Below are 25,472 nucleotides of genomic sequence, written 5' to 3'. Positions count from 1 at the left end.
TTCTATGTCCTAAAATCCTAGTTTTAAACTAGCTTTTATAAATTTATCTAAATGACCATGTAATACTTTTTGAATATTTCTAGATTCTATATTTGTTCTTATATCTTTTATTCTAGAATCATCTAATACATAAGATCGAATGTGATTTCCCCAAGTAATATTTGGTTTAGAATCTTCTATTTTTTTCTTTTTTAATTGTTCTTTTTTTAAAGATAAATGATTAATTTTAGATATTAATTGTTTCATAGCTTGTTCTTTATTTTTATGCTGAGAACGATCATTTTGACACTGTGCTACTATTCCTGTGGGTATATGTGTAATTCGAACAGCAGATTCTGTTTTATTAACATGTTGACCTCCTGCTCCAGATGATTTATAAACATCTATACGTAAATCATTTTGATTAATTTCCGTATTAAAATCTTTATTGATCTCAGGATAAATAAATATAGAACAAAAAGAAGTATGTCGTTTATTATTAGTATCAAAAGGGTTTTTTCTAACAAGTCTATGAATTCCTGCTTCTGTTCTAAGCCATCCAAAAGCATAATTTCCACTAACTTTAATAGTTGCTGATTTTATTCCATTATTTTCTCCTAACGTTTTTTCTAAGATATTAATTTTGAACTTTTTACTATATATCCATTTAAGGTACATTTTTAATAACATATTAGCCCAATCTTGAGATTCTTCTCCTCCAGAACCAGGTTGTACATCTATATAGCAATTTAAAAAATCATATTTTTTTGAAAACATTTTTAAAAATTCTAAATTTTTAATTTTAAATTTTAAATTATAAATTTCTTTAACAATATCACCTAGTACTTCTTCATCTTTTTTTTTTTCTTGTTCTACTAATATTAATAATTCTTTAAAATAATTTATTTTTTCCTGTATCCTATTAATAGGAAATAAATATTCTTCTAAAAAAGATTTTTCTTTTAGCAGTTTTTTTAAAATGTTAATCTCCTTCCATATTTTAATAGATTGTAACTCTATATTTATTTCTGCAAGACGTTCTTTTTTTTTACAATATTCAAATATAATACATAAATTTTTTTTTTTTTATAAATAGAATTTAATAACTTTTTTACAAAATTAATTGAATACATAGTTGTTTATGTCCTTTAATATGAATTTAATTTTTTTAATAATAAAAGTAACATTATAAATATAAATTTTTTTAAAAAAACATGAATATTTTTTATTATTACTAATAAATATAGTTATTAATTTTAAAAAGAACTCTCATATAGTGAAAAATTTTTTTTATAGACATATTTTTATATATATAATAACTTTTTTTATTGCAATAACATAATTAAAAATATATGAAATAAAATTAAAAATAGATTAATATTAATTTATTTTAAAAATAAAATTTTTATTTATTAAACATCAATAAAAATCCAATTATTTTAGGAAATATTAATGATTATAAAAAAAACAATAAAAACTATTAATTTTTCTCGTTTAGAAAAAAAGCCTTCTATGTTTTTTTTAAAAGAATGGAGTATAATATCAGTTTCAGGAATTGATGCAACACCGTACTTACAAAATCAATTAACGATTGATATTATTTCTTTACCTAAAAATACTATGCAATTTTGTGCTTTATGCAATGTATCAGGAAAAGTATTAACCAGCTTAGTGATTTTTAAATGCAAAAAAAAATATTATTTATTTTTTCGTTCTAGTGTAAAAATTATAGTTATTGATGAACTAAAAAAATATGCTGTTTTTTCTAAAGTATTAATTATTGATGAAATAAAATTACATCTAATAGGTATTAGAGGTAAAAATTCTAACAATTTGTTAGAAACATATTTTAAACAAAAATTTAACCATAAAAATCATACATATGTTTTAAATAAATTTATTATTGTAAATATGAGTTTTTTTAAACTGCGTTATTTAATAATAGTTAGTAACTATTCACATTTAAAATTATTAAAAAATAATTTTTTAATTAACAAATTTAAAATATTAAATAACGAAAAATGGTTGTCGATAGATATTAAGTTAGGATATCCTATAATTGAGATAGAAAATACTAGTAAATTTCTTCCTCAAGCATTAAATATGTGTGCGTTAAATGGAATTAATTATAATAAAGGATGTTATAAAGGACAAGAAATAATCTCTATTACTAGATTTAAAAAAAAAAATAAAAGAGTTTTATCTTGGATGATTAGTAAAGAAATAATTAAAGATATAAAAATAGGTAATATTTTAGAAGTTAAAAAAAATGAAATGTGGTATACTGCAGGAGTTATATTAACTTACGTTTACATAAAAAATCAATTCACTTGGATTCAAGCAGTATTAAATAATAATTATTGTCAATCTATGTCTTTTAGATTAAAAATTAATAAATCTTATATATTATCAATTAATAAAATTTTTTTATAAAAATTTTATGTTTGTTATTTATTGTATATAAAACGTTTTTACAAAAATTGTATTAGATTTTAATTTTTGAAATTTCAAATTAATGTATATAAAATAAAATGTATTTATATGATATACATAATTTTTAAATTTATTATTAATATTTTTTATTCACTAAATTAAAGAATTTTAAGATTTATTTTATTTATAAAAAAAATTTAGATAAACTTTCTCATTTAGTAAATATTATTGCACATACAGCGTATTCTATATAATGACAAAAGGAACATTATTTATCATTTCTGCACCTAGCGGTACAGGTAAATCTAGTTTAATCAGAGCTTTTTTAAAGAAAAAAATTATAAATAATGTAGAAGTATCTGTATCTCATACTACTAGATCAATTCGTCCTGGAGAATTAGACGGGAAAGATTATTATTTTATTTCTATAAAAAAATTTAAAATCATGGTAAAAAAAAATAAGTTTATAGAATATGCAAAAGTTTTTAATCATTATTATGGAACATCTTATACATCAATTATTAATAAACTAATTAGTGGAAAAGATGTTTTTTTAGATATTGATTGGCAGGGAGCACAACAAATAAAGAAAAAAGTTATTAACTCTAAAAGCATTTTTTTATTACCTCCTTCAAAAAAAGAATTAATTTCTAGATTAAAAAAAAGAAATCAAGATAGTAACTTCATTATTTCTAAAAGAATGAAAATGGTAAAAACTGAAATAAGTCGATTTCATAAATATGATTATATTATAATTAATGATGATTTTAATACATCTTTGTTAAATATTAAATATATAATATTGTCACAACGCTTATCTGTAGAATATCAAAAAAAACATAATGTTGATTTAATTCAAAATCTTTTAAAAAAATAATTAAACTCATTAATTTTTTTAAAATTTATGTATAAAATTTTGTAGTTATTTTTTTTAATAAATATATGATATAAAAATAGAATTTTATTCTATTAGTTTGCTTATGATTTTAATATAGATTATTTAGATAGAATTATTCAGATAATCCTATCTAGGTGATAACTATCGTATGTAACAAATATATAAGATATATATATTATATACTTAAAGTGAAATACATTTATTTTATTTATGAAATTTTATTTTTACGTATTGCTTGTTTTCTTTTGCTTTCAGTTAAATTTTTCTTTCTTAATCGAATAGAAATAGGAGTTATTTCAACTAATTCATCATCATTAATAAAAGCTAACGATTGTTCTAAAGTTAATTTTACAGGAGGTGTTAGAACAATAGCTTCATCAGATCCAGATGCTCTCATATTAGTGAGTTTTTTACCGGTTAAACAATTTACTGTTAAATCATTTGTTCTATTATGTATTCCTACGATTTGCCCTTCATATACTACATCTCCATGTTCTAAAAACAATTTTCCTCTTTCTTGTAAATTAAATAAAGCAAATGCTGTAGCTTTTCCAGTTTTATTAGAAATTAAAACTCCATTTCTTCTTTGTATTGTTTTATTTTTCTGAATTTTTTCATAATGGCTAAAAGCGGAATAAAATAATCCTGTACCACATGTTATATTCATAAATTCAGTTCTAAAACCTATTAAAGATCTACTAGAAATAATGTATTCTAATCTAACTCTGTGTGTATCATCTGAAAAAATATTTTTTAATTCTCCTTTTTTTTCTCCTATATTTTTCATAATAATACCTTGATATTTTGATTCAATATCTATAATGAGAGATTCAAATGGTTCATGCTCAACATTATTAATAAATTTAAATATTATAGTTGGACGAGATACTTCTAATTCAAACCCTTCTCTTCTCATATTTTCAATTAATATAGATAAATGTAATTCTCCTCTTCCAGAAACACAGAAAACATTAGCATCTATAGTTTCTTCTACTTGCAAAGCTACATTATACTTTATTTCTCTTCTTAAACGGGCAATAATTTGACGAGAATTAACATTTTTCCCTTCTTTTCCGCAAAAAGGAGAAGTGTTTACACAAAAAAACATTTTTACAGTAGGTTCATCAACTTTTAAAATCGGCATTGCTTGAATATTATCAGGATCACATATTGTATTAGAAATTAACAAATTATCAATTCCAGTAATAGCTATAATATCGCCTGCTTTTGCTAATTTTATCTCATTTCTTTTTAAACCTAAATATCCAAGAACTGTATTAATTTTTCCTATTCTAGTACAATTATTATTATCAATGACTACTACTTTCTGATTAGGTTTTACACTTCCTGATTGTATTTTTCCAATACCGATTGTTCCTAAGTAATTGTCATATCCTAATTGTGAAATTTGCATTTGAAAAAAAGGATTATTACTTATAGATGGTTTCGGAACATATTTTATAATTGCCTTAAATAAAGGGTTCATATTTTTTTCCATATTTAAGTAATCGGTACCAGCGACACCTAATAGAGCAGAAGTGTAAATAATTGGAAAATCTAATTGTTTATCAGAAGCTTTTAAACTTACAAACAAATCAAATATTTGATCTAATACCCAATCAGGACGCGAATTTTCTCTGTCTATTTTATTTATTACTACTATAGGATTAATATTATGTTTAAATGCTTTTTGAGTAACAAATCTTGTTTGTGGCATAGGACCATCAAGAGCATCTACAACTAATAGTACTGAATCAACCATAGATAGAACTCTTTCTACTTCACCACCAAAATCTGCATGTCCAGGAGTATCTATTATATTTATTCTATATTCTTTCCATATAATCGAAGTATTTTTAGCAAGAATAGTAATTCCTCTTTCTTTTTCTAATACATTAGAATCCATAACTCTTTCTGTAGTTTCTTCATGATCTTGAAATACACCAGATTGTTGCAATAATTTATCTAACAATGTTGTTTTTCCATGATCTACATGAGCAATAATAGCAACGTTTCTTAGTTTTTTATTCATATTTTCTCAAAATAATATAAAATTAAATTTTTTATAAACTAAATAAACTATATTATTGACAAATTTTTAAATATGAATTCATATTAATAAATTTGAAATAATCTTTTGTTTAATTTTTTTATAAAATTAATGTTTAAATACCTGTTATAAACTAATAGTGATTTAGCACTATATTTTGTGTACATATAGTACTTTGAATTCAAAAAAAAACTTATTAAATATAATATTTAATTAAAAATTTTTATAAATAAAAAATAGATACAAATTATTCTTTTTATAATAATATAAATATAATTTTATAAAAAATTTATTCTTACGTTAAAACTAATCTTTTATTTATATAATAATAGTTTGTTTTAAAAAGTAAAATTTTATTATAAATAGTTATAACATTATTTTGATAAGGACATAAACAGTGAATTATAATTATGAAAATACAAAATTTTTAACCAGTACATTAAAAGTTCCTTCTAAAAATTTAAATTCTTGGACGGAAATTGCTTTTTTTGGTTATTCAAATTCTGGAAAATCTAGTTCAATAAATGCATTAATCAACAAAAAGAATTTAGCTCGTATTGGAAAAACTCCAGGAAGTACAAAAACAATTAATTTTTTTCAAGTATCAACTAATTTAAAATTAGTAGATTTTCCTGGATATGGTTATTCAACTATTCAAAAAAAAATAAAAAATAAACTAATGTTAGAACTCACTAAGTATATTAAAACCAACAAAAATTTAAAAGGTTTAATTAATATTATGGATATTAGACATCCGTTAAAAAATTTTGATTTATTTTTTATAAAAAAAGCTTTCGAAAATAATGTTCCTGTATTAGTTCTATTAAATAAATCAGATAAAATTACATTAAATTCTCAAAAAACAAGGATAGTAAAAATAAGAGAAAAACTATCTTTAAAACATAATAACATAGATATAATTTTATTTTCTGCTTTGAAAAAAACTGGTATTGATTATTTAAAAAAAAAAATAGATTATTGGTATAAAAATTAAAAAAAGTTTCTAAAAAATTTAAAAAAATGAAAATATTTTGTTTAAATTGCAATTAGAATAAAAAATATTTATTTAATATTTAGATTAAATTATAAGTTATATTAATTTAAATCTTATTAATCGTTTTGAAATATTTTAAATACTATAAAATATACTAATTTTTGAACAAAAAATATTATTTATAAAACTGAATTCCAATTCTTTCCTATTTTTATATTAACTTTTAAAGGTACGTTTAAATTTGCACATGATTCCATAATTTTTTGTATATGCTTAGCAATATAAAAAGATTTTTCTTTTCTTATTTCAAATACTAATTCATCATGAACTTGCATTATCATTCCTGCATGTTTTGAAAAATATTGATCCAAATCATTATTAACATATATCATAGCTTTTTTTATAATGTCTGCAGCTGTACCTTGAATAGGAGCGTTTACAGCAACTCTTTCAGCAGCTTTTTGATAATTTTTATTACTAGATTGTATATTTCGAATATATAACTTTCGTTTATCTATTGTTCTTACATAACCTTTTCTTGCTGCAAAAATTTTAATTTTTTCTATATATTTATATACGCCATTATATTTTTTAAAATATAAATTAATATATTTTTCAGCAGCCACAATATCAATATCTAGTTTTTGTGCTAATCCAAAAGCACTAATACCATATATTACAGAAAAATTAATTGTTTTAGCTATTTTTCTTTGTTCAAATGTTACTGAGTTAACGTTTACATGAAATAAATCTGATGCAGTTATACTATGTATATCTTTTCCAGTATTAAAAGCATGAACTAAAGCTCTATCGTTTGATAAATGAGCTATAATTCTTAGTTCTATTTGTGAATAATCAGCACTCATGATTATAAAATTTTTTGGTGCTATAAATGCTGTTCGAATATTTTTTTCTTTTTTTTTATCAATAGGAATATTTTGTAAATTAGGATTTTTTGAAGATAGTCTTCCAGTATTTGTAATAGTTTGATAATAAGAAGTATGTATTCTTTTTGAATCTTTTCTAACCATTTTAGGAAGTTTATTTATATAAGTAGATTGCAACTTTCTTAAACTACGGTATTTTAATATAATCTTAGGAAGAGGATCATATTTAGATAATGTCAATAATACTTTTTTATTAGTAGAAAATTTTTTATTGTTTTTAACAACAAATAGTTTTTTTTTTAAGAAAATTTTTTGAATTTGTTTTGTAGATGATAAATTAAATATTATTCCAGAAAGCATATAAGCTTCTTTTTCTAATTTGATTAATTTTTTAGTTATAATTTTAGAAAATGATTTTAGTAAATTACAATCTATTAATACCCCATTTAATTCCATTTGAAAAAGTGTTTTTACTAGTGGTAAATCAATGTTATGGTACAAATTAAATATAACTTTATTTTTTTTTATCAAAGGAAATATATGTATGTGAGTTTTGAATATAAAGTAACTTTTTTTTATTATTTTTTTTATATGATTTAACGATGTAGTTTTACTAGAATAAATTTTATCTAAGTTTATTGATTCATTGGAATTTTCTAACAATTGTTCGTATTGAGAATACTTAAAAATATTATTTGTAATAAAAACACTTGTCAGATCATACGATAATTTATTATATTTAAATAAATGTAATTCCAACATTGTATCAAAATATATGTTGCATATTTTTATTTTTAAAAAAAACAAGATAAAATATTGCAGTTTTAAATTTTCTGTTATTTTTATAATTTTTGGATTTTCGAATATAATCTTTAATTTTTTAAAGACTGTGTTTATATTAAGATCACTAACAATATTTAATTTGTTATTTTTAAAAACTAAATAACAAAATTTATTTGTTTTTGTAGAAAATGTTATTCCATTAATATCAAAAACTGTTTCGTTTATATAATTTAAATCGAAAAAAAAAGAAAATTTTTTATTTTCTTTAAATTTACTTAACCACATTTCAAATTTTTTTTTATCTAAAATCATATTATTAAAATAATTTTTTTCATATTTTTCATAATTTTCTTTTTTTTTGACTATACAATTATGATTATTCGGAACGAACCATTTATTTTCTAAAAAAAATTTATGCAAATAGCTAAATTCGTAGTAATTAAAGAAATGTAATAATAATTTAATTTTTGGTTTTAATAATACCATATTTTCTATTTTGTCTTTCAAATAAACATTTAGTTTAATTGTTGTTAATTTAAGTGATAAAAAAGCAATTTTTTGGTATTTTTTTAAATTCTTTTGAATTCTTATCTTTCCTCTTAATGGTAGTTCTTGAATTTTTTTAAGATTTTTATAAATGTTTTTTATACTTTTAAATTTATTTATTAAAACTAATGCTGTTTTTTTTCCTATTCCAGAAACTCCAGGTATATTGTCTGAAACATCTCCTGTTAATGCTAAAAAATGGTTTATATATTCTGCTTTAACACCATATTTTTTTTTTATTTCTTTAGGTCCTAAAACACACTTTTTCGAGTTATCTATAATCGAAATATTTTTATTAACTAATTGAGCCATATCTTTATCATTACTACTAATAAGAACAGAAAAATTTTCTTGTTCTGCTATTTTTGATAATGTTCCGATAACGTCATCTGCTTCTACATTAGATTCAATTATTAAAGGAATACCAAGATATTCAATAACTTGATATAAAGGATTAATTTGCAGTTTTAAATTTTCAGGCATAGATAATCTATTTTTTTTATATTTTTTATACAATTTTTTACGAAAGTTTTTTCTAGAAGAATCAAAAACAATAATCATTGTATATGGATTATAATTTAAAAATAAACTTCGAATTATATTTAAGACTCCATAAATAGCTCCTGATGGCTTTCCTTTCGAATTAAAAAAAAATGGAAAAGCATAATATGCCCGATAAAGACAAGACGTTCCATCTACTAAAATTAAACTTCTTTGATGTATATTTTTCATATCAGTATTCCAATATTAAAAACATTTACAAATAAATTATTTATATATTTTATATTTACACTTATGAAATATATTAAAAATATATATAACTAATTAAGTTTTATAATACAAATTTACATTTATATTTTTACTATTAAATATAATAAATGTTATTGAACTAATTTTTTTTAATTAAGGATATTTAATTTATAAATTGTAGATTTAATTTAAAAATTAATTATTTAGAATAATAACTAGTAATTTATAAAAAATAATTTTTATTTTTTTTAAACAATACTGATTGTATTATTGTATGAATTTTTAATAAAACTATAAAATACCAAATATAAAGATATTTAACTTTAAAAAAATATATTAAATTTTTTAACTAATAATTGATTATCATGTTAAATACCAAGTATTTTTACTATAAAAGATAAAAAATATTTAATACGATCAATTTTTATATACGATATGTTTAATTTAAAAAAAATTAATTAATAAAAATGTACATCTATTAATTTTATATTATTTCTTTTTTATTTTTAATAAAAATAAAATCCAATAAAACAAAACGAATTAATTAATAAATATAATTTCTTTAACAAATAAGATGATAAAAAAATAAAATTTAAAACATTAATAGCTCTAAATGCACTTTTTTATATATAAATATATTTATATTCATATTTTTAAAATTTAATTTTAATTAGCATTTAAGATGCATATATATAATTTTACAGTATTTTTTTAGTTTTATTAACATTTACCATATCTTTTATATCTATAGGAATGATTTTTATTCTAAGAAATTTTATTCTATATATTATATAAATGGATTTAAGTAAATTTATAATATAAATATATTTTTGATAAAAAAATTTATATTTGAATTTTAAACAATACAAATTTATCCATACAATTCTTAATATTTTTTTGTATAACAACTGTTAAAATTTTTAAAATTATCAATATGGAATATTTATGCTAAATACAAATTGTTATAAACATACTCCAATAATTCAACAGTATTTATCGATAAAAAAATTATACCCCAATATGTTTTTATTTTTTCAAATAGGCGATTTTTACGAACTTTTTTACGAAGATGCAAAAATTGCAGCGTCAATATTAAAAATTGTTTTAACTAAAAAAGGTTTTTCTGCAAAAAAAATTATTCCAATGGCGGGTTTTCCGTGTCAAAAAATAAATTATTATTGTAAAAAATTACTTAAATTAGGTAAATCTATTGTAATTTGTGATCAAATTGATAATAAATTATTTAATAATGGTCTTATACTAAGAAAAATAGTACAAGTTATTACGCCTGGAACTGTAGTTAATGAAGAATTATTAAATGGAAAAAAAGATAATTTATTAGTATCTATTTTTGAAAAGAATAATTCTTTTGGATATGCTGTCTTGAATTTATGTTTAGGAAAATTAGAAATTTTAGAATTTAATAATATAAATGACTTAATGTCAGAAATAGAAAAAAATAATCCAGAGGAAATTTTGTTACCAGAAAATTTTGCTTATTTATTTTTATTTAATAAAAGAACAGGAATACAAAAAAGATCTATATTAAATTTTAATTTGACAAGATCATATCATGTACTCATATCACATTTTTTAAGTGATGAAAAGCAAAGAAACAAGCTTAAAACAAAAAAATTAGGAGTTCGAGCGGCAGGTAGTATTTTACGTTATATCAAATATATAAAAAAAAATATTCCATCTCATATTCAATATTTAAAAATAAAAAATAAAAACACTTATATATATATGAACTTTTCTACTAGAAAAAATTTAGAAATTAATGAAAACACAAATGTTTCTAATAAAAATAGTTCCTTATTATCTATAATCAATAAAACGTCTACATTAATGGGAAGTAGATTATTAAAAAGATGGGTTTTTTCCCCCATATGTAATGTAAACGAAATCGTCAATAGACAAAATAGCGTAACTATTTTATTAAAAAACCATCAGAAAATAACTTCTATTTTAGAAAGATTCCATGATTTAGAAAGAATAATAACTCGTTTATCATTAAATCAAGCTATTCCAAAAGACTTAATAAATTTAAGAAATTTATTATCGCTATTGCCAAAACTAAAAACAACTCTTTCTAAAATATTAGAAAAAAATTTAATTCGTTTAAATCATGGAATACATTTATGTAAAAGTTTAAACACACTTTTACACAATGCTATTCAACTTATACCGTCTTATTGTATCAATTATGGTAATGTTATTGCTACTGGATTTAGCAAAAAACTTGATCGATGGCGAGAAATAGCTAACGATTCCTTAAACTACTTAAAAAAAATTGAACTGAAACAAAAAAAAAAAATTGGAGCAAACTCTTTAAAAATTGGATTTAATAAAATTATTGGATATTATTTACAAGTAAATAAAAAAGATAGTCATTTAATTCCTAATAATTATTTCAGAAAGCAAACTTTAAAGCATACAGAAAGATATATGATACCTGAAATAGAAAATTATCAAGAAAAAATTTTATATGCAAAAACTATTGCTGTTAATATTGAAAAAGAAATATATTTAAATATTTTACACAAAATTACTCCATTTTTAAAAAAATTAAAAACTACCTCTTATTCTATTGCAGAATTAGATGTATTAAATAATTTTGCAAAAATAGCAATCAATTTAAATTATGTTTGTCCTACTTTAACAAAAAAATATGGTATTAACATAATTAATGGAAGACATCCAATAGTTGAGTTAGCAAGAAATAAAAGTTTTATTCCTAATTCAACTTATTTATCTTCAAAAAAAAGAATGTCAATAATTACTGGTCCTAATATGGGTGGAAAAAGTACTTATATGCGCCAAATAGCAATTATAGTGATTTTATCCTACATTGGAAGTTATGTTCCAGCCACAAAAGTATCTATAGGTCCTATTGATAAAATATTTACACGTATTGGTGCTCATGATGATCTGTATTCTGGAAAATCAACATTTATGATTGAAATGTTGGAAACAGCTCATATTTTAAACCATGCTACATCAAATAGTCTAGTGCTTATAGATGAATTAGGAAGAGGAACTTCACCTCGAGATGGATTATCTTTAGCTTGGTCTTGTGCTAAAAGTTTAGTTAAAGATATAAAATGTATGACTCTTTTTTCTACTCATTATTCTGAATTATCAGAGTTGGAAAAAAAATATAAAAGTATAAAAAATATTTATTTTGATTCTTTATTAAAAAATAATAAAATTTTTTTTAATTATGTTTTAAAAAAAGGATTTACGGAAAAAAGCCATGGTTTATCTGTAGCTTTACTTTCTGGATTTCCTAAAAAAGTTGTTTTAAATGCTAAAAAAAAGTTAAAACAGATCTATAAAGAAAAAAATTTGCCTATTATAAATGCAATTAAATTAATAAATAAAATTAACTTTAACAAAATAAAACCTTTAAAATCATTAAAAATACTTAATTTTTTAAAAAAAATTTTAATAAATTAAATAAAAAAAATTTTAACATTAAATATATTTAACTATTTTAATTTTTAATTGTTATATATATATTTTTTTTTTACTGTGTAAATCTAATTAATTATTAAATTTAAATCAAATAATACATATTTTATGCAAAATATTAATTTTTAGTAAATACTTGTTATTTTATACGAACAATTAATTATTAAATTTTAGATCTAAGTAAATAAAATGTACAAAAAGAAATAATATTTAATATAATTATTAGTAAAGTATAAAAATATTTATTAGATAAATAAGAATTCTTTATTTAAATAAATAAAATTTATATGTAACAATTTATAATTTATATTTTTATAAATTAAAATATATTTTGTATGTATAATGTATTTTAAAATTAAAAATTAATAAAGTTTTTTATATAAAAAACAATATTTTATATAAAAGTATTTAATAATAATTAACAATAATTATTATTTTTTTAATATTTGTTAAATCTAATCTTTGTTGTATTAGTAAATTCTAATACAACATGTGTAAAAAAAAATTATAGATAATATTTAATATTTTATTCATAGCAAAAATACTTGTTATTTAACAAATAATACATATACAAATATTTTTTATTAAGTTAATGTAACTTTCTTATATAAAAGAATATATAGGAGCTAATTTTTTTCCTATTCTTTCTTCAATTCTTATCAATTGATTATATTTTGCTACTCTTTCTGTTCTGCTCATAGATCCAGTTTTAATTTGTCCAGCATTAGTTCCGACAGCTAAATCTGCAATAGTAACATCTTCAGTTTCACCTGATCTATGTGAAATAATAACTTTATAATTTGCTTTTTGTGCTATTTTAATAGTTTTTAATGTTTCAGTTAATGTTCCTATTTGATTAGGTTTTATTAAAATAGCATTAGCAATATTATTTTTTATTCCTCTTTTTAATAAGTTAGAGTTAGTAACAAACAAGTCATCTCCTACTATTTGTATTTTTTTTCCCAATTTTTTAGTTTGATATTCAAAACCATTCCAATCTGACTCATGTTGTCCATCTTCTATTGAAGATATAAAGTATTTGTCGGATAATTCTTCTAAATAATCAGTAAATTCTTTATATGTAAATCTTTTTCGTTTATTATCTAAAATATATTTTTTTTCTTTAGAAGAAAATAATTCAGAAGCAGCACAATCAATAGCAATTGAAATATTTTGTCCTAAAATGTAACCGGAATTTTCTATAGATTCTTTGATTAATTGCAAAGCTTCTTCGTTATTTTTTAAATTAGGAGCATATCCTCCTTCATCTCCTACTGCAGTACTCATTCCTCTATTTTTTAAAATTCTTCCTAAAGAATGAAATATTTTTGCTCCTATTTCTATAGCTTCTTTTATATTTTTTGCTCCTATAGGACGAATCATGAATTCTTGTATATCTAAATTGTTATTTGAATGTTTTCCACCATTAATTATATTAATCATAGGAAGTGGCATAGAAAATTTATTATTTGTATTATTTATTTCGGAAATATATTGAAAAAAAGGTATTTTTTTACATTTTGATGCAGCTTTTGCTACTGCCAAAGAAACAGATAGAATACTATTTGCTCCAATATTAGATTTATCTTTAGTTCCATCAAAATTTATCATAGTTAAATCTATTTTATTTTGATCAGCACAATCATAATTTTTTAAAAGATTATTTAAATCCTTATTAATTAAATGAACAGATTTTTTTACTCCTTTTCCACAAAATCTCAAAGGATCATTATCTCTCAACTCTACAGCTTCTTGTTTTCCTTTTGAAGCTCCTGATGGACATGATGCTCTTCCAAAAATACCATTTTGTAAATAAACTTCTGTTTCAACAGTCGGGTATCCTCTTGAGTCAAGTATTTCTCTAGAAATTATTTTTCTTATTTTTGACATTACTATTTCCTATATAATAGATTTTTGTATATACAACTATATGTATATATTTTTTATAAAAATTGTAATTTAATTGAATCATTTTAACTGTATTCTTAATAAAACATTGTTTCTATATGTTAATTTGACATGAAATACTTATCTTAAAAAAAATAAAGTTAAATTTTAGCATCATTAATAATTAATATATAAATTTTTATTTTTATAATTATAAACAATCAATTGATAATTTAAATTAAAATATTATGTTTAATAAAATAAATACTATTAATAGTATTTATTAATAATAATACTTATTGTGTATATGTTTATTATATTAAAATATATAATAAAACAATAATCATTTAATAAAACAAAGATTTTTTTAATTTAATAATTATGTATATATATCTTTTAGATCAACATTATCATTAATTATATTTTATTTATTTTAATAATTATAAAAAAATTAATATTTATTCATAATTTTAAATAAATAACATAATACATGTTTATTATTTTTTTAATAATTAAAATATAAGTAATATTACTTACTATAAAATTAAACAATAAATTTTTTTTATTTTTAATTATTAAATATTGCATATAGTATAATATTTGAACAGATAATTTTTTTGTTTTAATAAAATTTTTTTTCAATTAAAAAAAAAATTAATATTCTATATTTTACTTTACAAAATATTAATCATTATATAATTTTTTTAATTTCATAAGTAAATATTATATTTTATATTTAGTTTTTTTAAATTAATTAAATTTAAAATAAACTAATTTAGTAAGTTACTATTTAATTAGTTCTATTTATATAAAATAACTCGTTTATCTTAAATAAATAGATACTATTTATAAAAATAAACAATCAATAAATTTATTATTATTTATTTTTTTTATTAATATAGGATATGTTTTTTTACATATAAAATTTAAATTATTGAATAAAAATAAAATAAATTTATTTAATTAAATTAAAAACAATTTTAAAAAATATTTAAAACAAATTTTTAATAAAAAACTTAAATTTTATTTAAATTTAATTAAATAAAATTGTTTAAATAATAAAATTAACAAAAAAAATTTTTTTAGTGTTGTTGTTTTTTTAATAATTTATTACTTTTCCTTTCCTTTAATGTAACTATTCTATTAAAAGTAATTATATGATTTTTTTTTTGTAATTTTTCTAGACTATCTTTATCAATGCAAAAATATCCTACCCTTTCAAATTGATAAAAATTTTTTTTACTATTTAAAATAATACTTTTTTCTACTATTCCTTTCTTTTGTACTAATGAATTGTTATTTATAAACGGTAAACATGTTTTTTCTAGGTCAGGTTTTTTTATTTTAAATAAAGGATAATAAATATTAAATATAGCATTTAAAACATTTTCTTTTGCAATCCAATGAATAACTCCACTAACACGATAATTTATAGGATTTTTACGAAATGTATTTTTGTCATATTTACAAATTAAACAAATAATTTTACCAAAATTATTTTTTTTAATCTTAGTAACTGTAATAACATATGCATATCTAAGTCGAATAAATATTCCATGAGATAATTTTATATTATTTTTGCTTGGTTTTTCATTAAAATCAGATCTATCTATATAGATTTCTTTTGAAAATATAGATTTTCTAGTTCCCATTTTTTTATTGTTAGGATGATTAGGGATTGTTATAATTTCTTTTTGAGAATCAGGCATATTGTATATTATTACTTTAATTGGATCTAAGATAGCCATTGCTCTAGGAGCTCTTACGTTTAAATCTGATCGAATACAAGATTCTAATAATGATAATTGAACTGAATTTTCTTGTTTAGTTACTCCAATTTTCATACAAAAATTTTTTATTGCTTCAGGAGTATATCCTCTTCGTTTTAATCCTGAAATAGTTAACAGTCTTGGATCGTCCCAATTATCTACTATTTTTTTTTCAATAATAGTTTTTAGTTTTCTCTTAGACAATACTGAATATTCTACGTTTAATTTCGAAAATTCGTATTGTTTAGGTCTATATTTAATAGATATATTATTTAGAATCCAATCATATAGTCTTCTATTATCTTGAAATTCTAAAGTACACAAAGAATGCGTAATATGTTCAATAGCATCTGATATACAATGAGCAAAATCATAAGTAGGATAAATACACCATGCATTTCTAGTTTGATGATGATTAGAAAATATTATACGGTATAAAACAGGATCCCTCATTATTATAAATGAAGATTTCATATCTATTTTAGCACGTAAACATGCATTTCCTTCAGGAAAATCACCTCTCTTCATTTTTTCAAACAATAATAAATTTTCTTCTATAGTTTGATTTCTATAAGGACTATTAATTCCTGGTTTAATTAATGTACCACGATATTTTTTTATTTCATTTTTTTTTAGTTTATCAACATAAGCTAAACCTTTGTTAATTAGTTCTATAGCATATTTATATAAATAATTAAAATAACTAGAAGTATATTTTTCAGTTCCGTCCCACATGCATCCTAACCATTTTAGATCTTTTTTAATAGCTTTTACGTAAGATATCTTTTCTTTTATTGGATTAGTATCATCAAATCTTAAATAAAAATATCCATTAAATTTTTTCGCTAAATAAAAATTTAAATATATAGATTTAGCATGACCAATATGTAAATACCCGTTGGGTTCAGGTGGGAATCGTGTTCGTAGTTTTCTATATACTTGATTTTTTAGATCTTTATTAATTATTTTTTCAATAAAATGATTGCCGTATGTATTTAACATATTTTTCCTTAAAAACAATAAATTATAAATTCATTATAATTTATAACCAATGTTAAATAAAATAAAGTAATAGTTCTATTTTTAAATTTAAAATGTTTTTTATTCCTTTATTAATTTATTATATGATATAATAACATTAATATACTATATATTTTGTTTTTTATTAAATAAGTTTAAATAGCTACGTAGCTCAATAGGTTAGAGCACAGCACTCATAACGCTGAGGTAATGGGTTCAAATCCCATCGTAGCTACTATGAAATAGTAATCCTAAACATTATTATATATATATTTATTATATTACCAATAAGCGGAAGTGGCGAAATTGGTAGACGCACCAGATTTAGGTTCTGGCACTGAAAAGTATGCGAGTTCAAGTCTCGCCTTCCGTATGTAATGATAAATTAATTTTTAAATAGTTTATATTTATAATTTTTAAAATGGGGTATAGCCAAGTGGTAAGGCACCGGTTTTTGATATCGGCATCCCTGGTTCAAATCCAGGTACCCCAGAACTACTAAATAATTATTCTTTTGTACAAGTAATAATAATTGCTTGTTATAAGACAAAATGATTGGGGTATAGCCAAGTGGTAAGGCACCGGTTTTTGATATCGGCATCCCTGGTTCAAATCCAGGTACCCCAGAACATTCTTATTAAAAGATAAAAATATTATATTTGTTAAATAACACATCTATTTTAAACATTAAAAATAGGAGCAAGAAATTTGTATCAAGAAAAGTATAAATATTCAGCTTCATTATTTTCTATCAATTATATAAAAAAAAATTCAATAATAGGGATAGGAACAGGAAGCACTGTACTACATTTTATTAAACACTTAAGAAAATTAAAATATTTTATTAAAGGCGTTGTATCAAGTTCTTTGAAATCTTTAAATATTTTAAAAAAATATAAATTTTGTATTTTAAACTGTAATAACGTTAAAAAAATAGATTTATATATTGATAGTGCAGATGAAATTGATAATAATTTTATGATGATCAAAGGAGGAGGAGGTGCCCTAACAGGAGAAAAAATTCTTGCTTCAAAATCTAAAAAATTTATTTGTATTGTTGATGAAAGTAAAATAGTAAAAAAATTAGGAAAATTTCCAATTCCTATAGAAGTCATTCCTATGAGTATTTCCTATATTAAAGAAAAATTGATTAATTTAGGTGCTTTTCCAATACTTAGAAAAAATTTTACTACAGATTATGGGAACAAAATAATTGACGTGTATAATCTTAAAATTAATAATATTCTAAAACTGGAAAAAGAATTAAATGCATATCCAGGAATTGTTACTGTAGGATTGTTTGCAAAACAATCAGCAGATATTTGTATTACTTCTGGAAAATTAGGAATTAAAATATTAAAAAAAAATGATAAAAATAGTTAATTAGTTCGATATAAATATATTGACATATATATTTCATATATATAACTTAGAATTTTTCGTTTAGTTTTTATAAAATTGTTTAAAAATCACCAAATTTTAGTTGTAGACAAGAAATAGAAGAAATTACCGCCGTTTCCATTCTTAAAGTTCTAGGACCTAAAGATAAATTAATAAATCCGCTGTTTAATAAACGTATTCTATCTTTTTCAGAAAACCCGTATTCTGATCCTATCAAAAATTTAATCTTGTTTATATTTTTATCTAAATTTTTAATAGTATAGTTTCCATTTTTTTCAAAAAAAATTTTTTTTTCTTTTTGATCCTCTTTTATCCATTGTTTTAAAAATTGCGGTTCATTTATTTCTGGAATAATATTTCTTTCACATTGTTGACAAGCTGAAATAACGATTTCTTTCCAATGTTTCATTTTTTTAGATAGATACTCTTTATTCAAAATATTTTTTAATAAATTATTGAAAATAGGAGTGATTTTAGAAATTCCTAGTTCTACTGATTTTTGAATGATCATATCCATATTTTTATTTTTTGAAATTATTTGTCCTAAATGTAAATATAATTTCGATTCATTGTTTTCATTAATACTATTAATAATTTTTAAAATAATTAAATCTTTAGAAATAAATTGAATTATTGTTAAAAATATATAGTTATTATTATTAAATAATTTTATATAATCATTTTTTTTTTTTTAATACATTTTTAATATAATGAACTATTTTTTTTTCATACAAAACTACTGTATCATTTATAAAAAGTTCTTTTGATCGATATATTCTTGGAATTCTCATAAAAATAATTTTAGTTTTAAACTTTCATTTAAATAAAATAATTTCTAATACATAAATTAGATCAAAAATCACAAAAATTTTACCGTTTAATTAAAAAAACAAATTTATTGTAACACATAAATCTAGTTTTTCTTAGAAAAAATGTTTAATATTATAGATAGGGTAATTTTATAAAATTTGTACTAAAAAATAAAAAATAAGTGTATTAAATATAGTTAACTACATAATATTTATGTAAATAAAAAAATGTTATATAAAAAATACAAGCTATATTTTTATATAAATTAATATATATATTACATCCGGAAGGATTCGAACCTCCGACCTCTCGGTTCGTAGCCGAGTGCTCTATCCATCTAAGCTACGGATGCTTTTCGGTGAGAGAGGGATTCGAACCCTCGATACAGATTTATCTATATATTCCCTTAGCAGGGGAACGCCTTCAGCCTCTCGGCCATCTCACCAACATCTCATGCTTATTTAATATTAATATTCTTAATATATTACTTTTTTGTTCAATAAGTCAATAATTTTTTATAAAAACTATTTTTATATATGTTTTGTAAACAACATATATATTAATTAATTATTAATAAATACATTAAATTCATACTTTATTTTTTCAATATTTAGAAAAAGTATTTGTATTACTGTTAATAATACATAATATTCTCATATTAATTAAATATTAAACTTGTTTTTTTTCAGCTTGAATACGTTCGTATATCTCTTCTCTATGTATAGAAACTTTTTTGGGAGCATTTACTCCAATTCGAACCTGATTTCCTTTTACACCTAATACAGTCACTGTTATTTCATCACCAATAATTAATGTTTCACCTACTCGTCGAGTTAAAATTAACATTCCCTACTCCTTGAAACGTTTCAGACTATAATATACTGCCATTTCCAATTTAAAATACTCATTTTTAACATAAATCAAAACATTTTTATATACAAATTTATTGTAAAAAATCTGAGATTATTTAAAATTTTTTTTATTATATCAAATAGAACTTAAACATGATATTTATTTTAAATGTAATTACTTTTTTAAAGAATAAAATTTATGTATATTTGCAATAATATAGTCTTTTATTTTTTTTAAAAAAATAGAAGAACTTTTAACATTACTTCCAGAACCTGATGCTGATTCTTTCTTCCCCCCTCCTTTTCCATTTATATCTATAGCTATTTTATTTATTATATCAACTGCACTAACTATACAAATAACATTTTTTGTTATTTTTGCATGAAAATACAATTTTTTATCTACACTATAAAAAATAACTATTATACCTCTATTAAATAATTGATATACCATAGATATTATTTTTTTTATCATTTTATGATCGCTGATATGTATACATTCTACAATAACTTTATTATTATTTATAACAAAAGCATTTTTTATTAATTGTTTACTTATCTTTTTTATTTTTTTATTTATATTTTCTTCATGAATTTTTTCTAATTTAATATTATTTTTAATTAATTGAATGATTTTTTTTTCTATATTATGAATATTAGTTTTTAAAAATCCTGCAACTTGATTTAAAATATCATTTTTTGCTTGTATATCTAAAATTGCTTGATTACCAGTAACAGCTTCTATTCTAGATATTCCAGAACCTACATTTGATACATTGGTTATCTTAAAAAAACCTATTTCTCCTGTATAGTTTACATGTGTTCCACCACATAATTCTTTAGAAAAATTTCCTATGGATAATACTCTAACATTAGTTTTATATTTTAAATTAGGTAATAATATTACATTATCTTTATTTATATTAGTAAATTTTACAATTTTAGTTTTGATACAAATATTTTCTCGAATTTTTTCATTTATTAATCTTTCCAAAATAGAAATTTTTTTTAAATCTAATATTTCAATATTGACAAAATCAAATCTTAAATATTTTTCTTGTACTAAAGAACCTTTTTGTTCAACATGTTTCCCAATAACCAACCGTAACGATGCGTGTAATAAATGGGTAGAAGTATGATTACATTGGATAGAATACCTCTTTTTTTTATCTACTTCTGCATTAACCATATCATTTACAGCAAATGATCCTTCAATAACTTCTCCAATATGTCCTATGGCTCTTCCATATTTTTTAGTATCTTTTACTAAGAAAATGTTTTTTTTAAAAAAAATTTTTCCTGAATCTCCTATTTGTCCTCCTGATTCAGGATAAAATGTAGTTTTATCTAAAATAATTATTCCTTTTTCTCCTAATGTTATTTTTTTTTTTAATTTTTTATTTACAAAAATCTCTTTTATTTCAGATTTAATTTTAGTATTTACATATCCTTGAAATAAAGATGAAATTTTTGATTGTAATTTTAAATTATTTAATTGAAAAAAATTGTTATTTTTTCTTGCTCTATTTTTTTGTTGATCCATCAGATTATTGAATTTAATTAAATCAATTTTAAAATTGTTTTCTTTACAAATATCTTCAACTAAATCAATTGGAAAACCATAGGTATCATACATAGAGAATAAGGATTCTCCATCTAAAGTATTATTTTTTATACGATTAAATTTTTGTTTTAATAATAATAATCCTTTTTCCAAAACGTAAGAAAATTGCTGTTCTTCTTTTTTAATCACTTTTATAATAAAATCTTTTTTTTCTGATAATAAAACATTATTTTCTTTTGTTTTTTCAATAAAAAAAGAGGCTAATTTATAAAAGAACAAATCTTTTATTCCTATTTTATTCCCATGTCTTATAGCTCTTCGTAAAATTCGTCTTAATACATAACCTTGTCTTTCATTAGACGGAACAATTCCATTGGAAATAATAAATACAGAAGATCTTACATGATCAGCTATAATTCTTATAGAAGAATTGTTAAAACTATTTATTTTAGATATGTCTAGAATTTTTCTTATTAAAAATAAAAATAAATCAGTTTCATATGCTGAATCAACTTTTTGAATAACAGAAACAATTCTTTCCAATCCCATCCCTGTATCTATTAATACTTTAGGTAAAGGAATTAAATTATTTTTATTGATTCTATTAAACTGTATAAAAACTAAGTTCCAAATTTCAATAAATCTATCTCCTGTGCTATAATCTCCTCCTGGAGGAAAACCCTGTAAATGACTTCCTTTATCAAAGAAAATTTCAGTTGAAGGACCACAAGGACCTGTAGAACTCATTTGCCAAAAATTATCAGATTCATATTTTTTATTTTTTTTATCGCTTATTTGTATTAATTTATTTGATGGAATATTAATTTTTTTTTTCCAAATATTATAAGTTTGTTGATCTCCAGCATAAGTAGTAATCCAAAGTTTGTCTTTAGGCAAATTAAAATAATTAGGACTAGTTAACAGTTCCCAGGCATAAGAAATTGCTTCTTCTTTAAAATATCCATTAAAACTAAAGTTTCCTAACATTTCAAAAAATGTATGGTGTCTAGAGTTAAATCCAACATTATTTAAATCGTTATGTTTACCTCCAGTTCTTAAACACTGTTGTACAGTAGTAATTTTAGAATATTGAGATTTTTTTTTCCCTAAAAATATATCTTTAAACTGATTCATACCTGCATTAGTAAATAGTAAAGAAGAATCATTATTAGAAATTAATGGACTTCCAGGAAAAATATGATGGTTTTTTTTTAAAAAAAAATTTAAAAACATGTTACGTATAGTATCAGAACTTATACTCATATAACTCCTATTGCAAATTTTACATATTTAACATTAAGTATTATTTAATATCTAGTTAAACTTTAAAGTATAGTTTTTTGATTAAAAATCATGTTTTACAACATTTTAATATTACATAATTTTTAATTAAAAAAATAAAATTAAAGTTTAATTGTAACTGTATATATATGCTATATTTTTTTTTATTTTAATAATGTGCAAATTTTTATATATGTAAAATGGTTTATATGTATAAAAAATTTTCATTTAAATATTTTTATATAATTAAAATTAAATATAATATATTCATATTATAATCACAATTTAAATTCTATAAAAATAGAGATTAAATTTTATTTAAAGGAAATAATGAAAAATTCTATTCGTCGAATATTTACTGTCTTTTCTTTACCGAACAAACATGCAAGACTAGATAAAGTTTTATCAATGAATTTTCCGGAGTATTCTCGTTCATATTTTAAAAAATGCATTTTAACCGAAAAAGTTAGTGTTAATGGTCTAATTAATACTAAACCTAAAAAAAAATTTTTTTAAAAGATACAATTACAACCATTATTGAATTAACTAAAAATGATATAATTGAACCTGAAAATCTAAATTTATCAGTTGTTTACGAAGACGAATACCTATTGATTATAAATAAAACAAAAGGAATGGTTGTATACCCTGGTCCTGGACATCCAAATAAAACATTAGCTAACGGTTTGATATATAGAAATCGTAACTTATTAAAAGTTCCAAGAGTAGGTATTGTTCATCGATTAGATAAAGATACAACAGGATTGATAATAATTGCAAAAACTATACTTGTATACTATAAATTAGTTAATTTGTTAAAATTAAGAAAAATTACTAGAATTTATGAAACAATTGTATTTGGAAAACCACCAAAAATAGGAATTATAAATGCACCTATTTCAAGACATAGTATCCAAAGAAAATTAATGTCGGTTAATATAAAAGGAAAAGATGCCACTACACGGTTTACTGTTATTCAACAGTTTTTTAATTGTTCTCATTTAAAAGTAGAATTAGAAACAGGAAGAACTCATCAAATTCGAGTTCATATGCTACACATACAACATCCTGTTTTAGGAGATAAAATATATTTTTTAAAAAAAAGTAAAAAAGTTTCTAGAGAAATTTTTGCTATTTTTTGTAATTATTCATCTAGACCTCTGTTGCATGCTAAAATAATTCAATTTTATCATCCTATAACAAACATATTTATGTCATATACCGCTAATATTCCTCAAGATATGCAATTAATTATCGACTATTTAAAAAAAAAATTTAGTTGTAAATAGTAAAAGTCGCATTAACCTTAAATAAGGTAAAGTAACGATAATATTTTTAAATCCGTTACTATTGTATTAGTTACAAACTAATTTATTTATTTTTTCACATTTCATATTGTGTTTATAAAATTTGTTTTAATTGTTATTTAACTTGCAATTTTTTAGGTATACTTCTTAATGCCCAAACATATCCATCAAAACCAAAGCCACAAATTATTCCAGATGATATATCAGAAAACCAAGAATGAGATCTAAAACTTTCACGGGAATATATATTAGAAATATGAACTTCAATGAATGGAATATTTACAGATAAAATTGCATCTCTTAAAGCAATACTAGTATGAGTAAAAGCAGCAGGATTAAAAATCATGAAATTAATTTTATTTAAACCTAAATGAATTTTTTCAATTAAACAATGTTCTGCATTAGATTGAAATATATCTAAACTTATATTTAATAACTCAGCTTCTTCATATAATTTTTTTGACAAATCAGATAACGTATTATTTCCATAGATTTTAGTTTCTCTTTTTCCTAACAGATTTAAATTTGGTCCATTTAATATTAAAACATTAATTTTTTTCATTATGATTATACTTTATACGTTTTTAAAGTTAACAAATTGTTCTATACAATAAAATGTAATTTAACCATTTTAAATTTATTGTAACTTAATGATACATTGTAAAACTTGTAAAGTAAACGTAGATTTATTTGATAACTATTTTATTAAAAATAATTCATATACTTTATTGATTTAAAATTATTTTATATAAAAAGTATTAGGACTCTATTATTTATTAATAACAAAT

Annotated in this window: 15 protein-coding genes, 6 tRNA genes and 1 pseudogene; 11 read left to right on the top strand and 11 right to left on the bottom strand. The window is 20.8% G+C overall.

Features of this window, described 5'->3' with window-relative positions; translation table 11 throughout:
- Nucleotides 1–9: 9 nt before the first annotated feature.
- Nucleotides 10–1,112, bottom strand: a protein-coding gene (gene prfB, locus D9V65_RS01685) for a peptide chain release factor 2 (protein WP_158341905.1) whose coding sequence is annotated in 2 segments (ribosomal slippage) — nt 10–1,037 and nt 1,037–1,112 — 1,104 coding nt in all. Because the reading frame shifts where the segments join, the coding sequence is not laid out codon by codon here.
- A gap of 319 nt (nt 1,113–1,431) precedes the next feature.
- Here prfB and ygfZ point away from each other — a divergent pair.
- Together ygfZ and gmk are read left to right on the top strand one after the other, a co-directional pair.
- A complete protein-coding gene (gene ygfZ / locus D9V65_RS01680) occupies nt 1,432–2,412 on the top strand; it encodes a tRNA-modifying protein YgfZ (protein ID WP_158341903.1) in 981 nt (326 codons plus the stop codon).
- A 253-nt stretch (nt 2,413–2,665) separates the two neighbouring features.
- Complete coding sequence (gmk, locus tag D9V65_RS01675; protein ID WP_158341901.1) at nt 2,666–3,289, top strand: guanylate kinase; 624 nt, start codon at nt 2,666–2,668, stop codon at nt 3,287–3,289.
- A 229-nt stretch (nt 3,290–3,518) separates the two neighbouring features.
- On the opposite strand, the gene typA is transcribed toward gmk, so the two are convergent.
- Nucleotides 3,519–5,342, bottom strand: a complete 1,824-nt coding sequence (gene typA / locus D9V65_RS01670; protein WP_158341899.1) for a translational GTPase TypA — start codon at nt 5,340–5,342, stop codon at nt 3,519–3,521.
- Nucleotides 5,343–5,757: 415 nt separating this feature from the next.
- Here typA and yihA point away from each other — a divergent pair, with 415 nt between their 5' ends.
- Nucleotides 5,758–6,354, top strand: a complete 597-nt coding sequence (gene yihA, locus D9V65_RS01665; RefSeq protein ID WP_158341897.1) for a ribosome biogenesis GTP-binding protein YihA/YsxC — start codon at nt 5,758–5,760, stop codon at nt 6,352–6,354.
- A 179-nt stretch (nt 6,355–6,533) separates the two neighbouring features.
- Here the strand turns inward: yihA and polA are convergent, their stop codons facing one another.
- Nucleotides 6,534–9,302: a DNA polymerase I gene (gene polA / locus D9V65_RS01660; protein WP_158341895.1), complete on the bottom strand. Its 2,769-nt coding sequence runs from the start codon at nt 9,300–9,302 to the stop codon at nt 6,534–6,536.
- Between the two features lie 963 nt (nt 9,303–10,265).
- On the opposite strand from polA, the gene mutS reads away from it, so the two are divergent.
- Nucleotides 10,266–12,779 carry a DNA mismatch repair protein MutS gene (gene mutS / locus D9V65_RS01655; protein ID WP_158341893.1) on the top strand — a complete coding sequence of 838 codons (2,514 nt, stop codon included), beginning with the start codon at nt 10,266–10,268 and terminating at the stop codon, nt 12,777–12,779.
- 618 nt (nt 12,780–13,397) lie between these two features.
- On the opposite strand, the gene eno is transcribed toward mutS, so the two are convergent.
- Nucleotides 13,398–14,684 carry a phosphopyruvate hydratase gene (eno, locus tag D9V65_RS01650; protein WP_158341891.1) on the bottom strand — a complete coding sequence of 429 codons (1,287 nt, stop codon included), beginning with the start codon at nt 14,682–14,684 and terminating at the stop codon, nt 13,398–13,400.
- A gap of 1,079 nt (nt 14,685–15,763) precedes the next feature.
- Complete coding sequence (gene glnS / locus D9V65_RS01645; RefSeq protein ID WP_158341889.1) at nt 15,764–17,452, bottom strand: glutamine--tRNA ligase; 1,689 nt, start codon at nt 17,450–17,452, stop codon at nt 15,764–15,766.
- Nucleotides 17,453–17,631: 179 nt separating this feature from the next.
- Between glnS and D9V65_RS01640 the strand changes: the two genes are divergently transcribed.
- The 5 genes from D9V65_RS01640 to rpiA all read left to right on the top strand — a co-directional run bounded on the left by D9V65_RS01640 (nt 17,632) and on the right by rpiA (nt 18,853).
- A tRNA-Met gene (locus D9V65_RS01640) sits at nt 17,632–17,705 on the top strand.
- A gap of 56 nt (nt 17,706–17,761) precedes the next feature.
- Nucleotides 17,762–17,843 (top strand) — tRNA-Leu (locus D9V65_RS01635).
- A 49-nt stretch (nt 17,844–17,892) separates the two neighbouring features.
- Nucleotides 17,893–17,963: transfer RNA gene (locus tag D9V65_RS01630), tRNA-Gln, on the top strand.
- A 63-nt stretch (nt 17,964–18,026) separates the two neighbouring features.
- A tRNA-Gln gene (locus tag D9V65_RS01625) sits at nt 18,027–18,097 on the top strand.
- An 81-nt stretch (nt 18,098–18,178) separates the two neighbouring features.
- A complete protein-coding gene (gene rpiA / locus D9V65_RS01620) occupies nt 18,179–18,853 on the top strand; it encodes a ribose-5-phosphate isomerase RpiA (RefSeq protein ID WP_158341887.1) in 675 nt (224 codons plus the stop codon).
- Nucleotides 18,854–18,932: 79 nt separating this feature from the next.
- Here rpiA and D9V65_RS01615 read toward each other — a convergent pair.
- The 5 genes and pseudogenes from D9V65_RS01615 to alaS all read right to left on the bottom strand — a co-directional run.
- Nucleotides 18,933–19,547, bottom strand: a pseudogene (locus tag D9V65_RS01615) (RsmE family RNA methyltransferase); the annotation flags it as partial.
- A 412-nt stretch (nt 19,548–19,959) separates the two neighbouring features.
- Nucleotides 19,960–20,033: transfer RNA gene (locus tag D9V65_RS01610), tRNA-Arg, on the bottom strand.
- A 4-nt stretch (nt 20,034–20,037) separates the two neighbouring features.
- Nucleotides 20,038–20,126 (bottom strand) — tRNA-Ser (locus D9V65_RS01605).
- Nucleotides 20,127–20,350: 224 nt separating this feature from the next.
- Nucleotides 20,351–20,527 (bottom strand): carbon storage regulator CsrA, encoded by a 177-nt coding sequence (gene csrA / locus D9V65_RS01600; RefSeq protein WP_158341883.1) that lies wholly within the window; start codon nt 20,525–20,527, stop codon nt 20,351–20,353.
- Between the two features lie 180 nt (nt 20,528–20,707).
- A complete protein-coding gene (gene alaS / locus D9V65_RS01595; protein WP_158341881.1) occupies nt 20,708–23,359 on the bottom strand; it encodes an alanine--tRNA ligase in 2,652 nt (883 codons plus the stop codon).
- A 348-nt stretch (nt 23,360–23,707) separates the two neighbouring features.
- On the opposite strand from alaS, the gene D9V65_RS01590 reads away from it, so the two are divergent.
- Nucleotides 23,708–23,893 (top strand): hypothetical protein, encoded by a 186-nt coding sequence (locus tag D9V65_RS01590; protein ID WP_158341879.1) that lies wholly within the window; start codon nt 23,708–23,710, stop codon nt 23,891–23,893.
- Complete coding sequence (locus D9V65_RS01585; protein WP_158341877.1) at nt 23,884–24,666, top strand: RluA family pseudouridine synthase; 783 nt, start codon at nt 23,884–23,886, stop codon at nt 24,664–24,666. The genes D9V65_RS01590 and D9V65_RS01585 overlap by 10 nt, the downstream gene beginning before the upstream one ends.
- Nucleotides 24,667–24,799: 133 nt before the next feature.
- Here D9V65_RS01585 and aroQ read toward each other — a convergent pair whose 3' ends face one another.
- Complete coding sequence (aroQ, locus tag D9V65_RS01580) at nt 24,800–25,246, bottom strand: type II 3-dehydroquinate dehydratase (protein WP_410049983.1); 447 nt, start codon at nt 25,244–25,246, stop codon at nt 24,800–24,802.
- Between the last annotated feature and the right edge of the window lie 226 nt (nt 25,247–25,472).

Origin of the sequence: Buchnera aphidicola (Anoecia oenotherae) (assembly GCF_005080765.1) — a bacterium.
GTDB classification, from domain to species: domain Bacteria; phylum Pseudomonadota; class Gammaproteobacteria; order Enterobacterales; family Enterobacteriaceae; genus Buchnera_E; species Buchnera_E aphidicola_AB.
This window is presented reverse-complemented; position numbering and strand designations above follow the sequence as displayed.